Source organism: Pseudoduganella sp. RAF53_2, assembly GCF_052113985.1.
GTDB lineage: Bacteria > Pseudomonadota > Gammaproteobacteria > Burkholderiales > Burkholderiaceae_D > Rugamonas.
In genome coordinates this window covers 1-1,764 of sequence record NZ_JBFRDW010000895.1, presented here as the reverse complement: position 1 = coordinate 1,764, position 1,764 = coordinate 1, and the positions used below count along the sequence as shown (strand labels likewise).

Here is a 1,764-nt window from a genome sequence, read left to right as displayed (position 1 = left end):
GGCACGCCCTGCCATCATAGCAGTTATTAGCTGGGCAGGTCGAAGAGCAGCAGCTCTACGTTTTTGCCCTCGTTCAGCGTTATGAGGTTGTCATCCGTGATTTTCAAGGCGTCACCACCTTTCAGTGGCGTGCCGTTGACCGTCACGTTGCCGCGGATGACGTGCACATAACCCTGGCGGCCCGTTTCGAGCTTGTGTTCCAGGTCCGTCGAGCCGTCCAGGATGGCCGCGTAGATCGAGGCATTCTGGTGGATTAGCACCGAGCCATCGCGGCCGTCGCTGGAAGCGATCAGGCGCAGGCGGTTGGTCTTGCTCTCCGGCGTGAAATACTTCTCTTCATAGCTCGGTGCGATGCCAACCTGGTTGGGCTGAATCCAGATCTGCAGGAAGTGCACGCCCGCCGAATGCGAGTGATTGAACTCGCTGTGGCGCACRCCGGTGCCTGCACTCATACGCTGCACGTCGCCGTAGTGCAGCACAGAGCCGTTACCCATGCTGTCCTTGTGCTCCAGCGCGCCGTCCAGGACGTAGGAGATGATTTCCATGTCGCGGTGGCYGTGCGTGCCGAAGCCCTGTGCCGGCTCGACCTTGTCTTCGTTGATCACGAGCAGGGGACCGAAACCGACGTGCTTCGGATCGTAGTAATGGCCGAAGGAAAAGCTGTGGCGGGAATCGAGCCAGCCAAAGTTAGCCACGCCGCGTTCTTCACTTTTACGGATTTGCAACATTATTATCTCCTTGTGCGATAATTTCGAACGATTCGGAATTCATGTTTCACAGTATAGAGAGCACTTCTGCAATTGAAAAACGGATAATTTACCGTTCTATCATCCAAAAAATCGAACATGCTCAGACTTAGCCTGGATGCCCTGGAAATCATGGACGCCATCGACCGCCGCGGATCGTTTTCCGCCGCGGGCAAGGAAATGCACCGCGTGCCATCGACCATCTCTTACACGGTCGCCAAGCTGGAGGATGAGCTGGGCGTCCAGTTGTTCCAGCGCATCGGCCCGCGCGTGGAGCTGACCGACGCCGGACGCGAATTGCTGAAGGAGGGCCGCTACCTGCTGAAAGCCGCGCAAGACCTGGAGCACCGCGTGCGCCGTGTGGCGTCCGGCTGGGAGACCGAACTCGCCGTCGGCATCGATTCCATGTTCACCGCCGCCGTGCTGCGCGAGGACGTGCATGCCTTCTATCAGGTGGCGCACCAGACCCGCCTGCGGGTGGTGCAGGAGGCCTTGTCCGGCAGCTGGGAAGCCTTGCTGGACCGGCGTGTCGACCTGATCGTTGGCGCCCCCGGCGATGGCCCGGCGGGCGGCGGCTATATTTCGCAGCCGATCGGCAGCCTGAAATGGGTGTTCTGCGTGGCGCCACATCATCCGCTGGCGGCCGAGGCGGGGCCACTAGGGCGGGAACAGTTGCAGTACCATCGTGCCGTAGTGATGGCCGATTCCTCGCGCCAGTCCGCGGCCCGCACGGTCGGTGTGCTGATGGGGCAGGACAGCCTGACGGTGCCGACCATGCAGGCCAAGTTCGACTACCAGATCGGTGGCCTGGGTTTCGGTTTCCTGCCGCAGCAATGCGCCCGCGCCGCCATCCTGGCGGGCCTGCTGGTCGAGAAGCAAGTGGAGGAACCCAAGCCGGACGAAACCTTCTATTTGGCCTGGCGCACGAACGAAACTGGCGCGGGCCTGGAGTGGCAAGCCGGACGAAACCTTCTATTTGGCCTGGCGCACGAACGAAACTGGCGCGGGCCTGGAGTGG

Annotated in this window: 2 protein-coding genes; one reads left to right on the top strand and one right to left on the bottom strand. The window is 61.2% G+C overall.

Annotated elements, in window-relative coordinates:
* Positions 1-26 precede the first annotated feature (26 nt).
* Positions 27-728 carry a pirin family protein gene (locus AB4Z11_RS30780; protein WP_442029844.1) on the bottom strand — a complete coding sequence of 234 codons (702 nt, stop codon included), beginning with the start codon at positions 726-728 and terminating at the stop codon, positions 27-29.
* Between the two features lie 117 nt (positions 729-845).
* On the opposite strand from AB4Z11_RS30780, the gene AB4Z11_RS30775 reads away from it, so the two are divergent.
* The coding region (locus AB4Z11_RS30775) for a LysR substrate-binding domain-containing protein (protein WP_442029842.1) at positions 846-1,764 on the top strand (919 nt) is incomplete at its 3' end.